At 43.5% G+C, this 216-nt stretch carries 1 pseudogene; it reads right to left on the bottom strand.

Going from position 1 to position 216, the window contains the following annotated elements:
- Window positions 1-216 (bottom strand): annotated as a pseudogene (locus tag DWX32_RS19985) (IS200/IS605 family accessory protein TnpB-related protein); the annotation flags it as partial.

Raw genomic sequence — 216 nt, 5'->3', positions numbered from 1 at the left:
GTTTGTTCTTTGACAGGTGTCCGGTTTAAAGATACCTCTTCCGCATACGTAAAACGCAGAAAATATTTGTCGTGCTTTTTCTCCAACGTTGGAGCCGAAGCTTTTTTGCCCGACCAGTGTTTTCTTAAGTATTCCATATCCGTATGTTTCAGCCGCGCAGCAAACCATTTCCAGTCATGGCCATCGTACAGTTTTAAAAAGGCCGCATCTTTCTCT

The organism is Blautia sp. AF19-13LB (assembly GCF_003479105.1).
GTDB lineage: Bacteria > Bacillota > Clostridia > Lachnospirales > Lachnospiraceae > Fusicatenibacter > Fusicatenibacter saccharivorans.
Note: the sequence above shows the minus strand (reverse complement) of the source record. Positions and strands in the feature narration are given on the sequence as shown.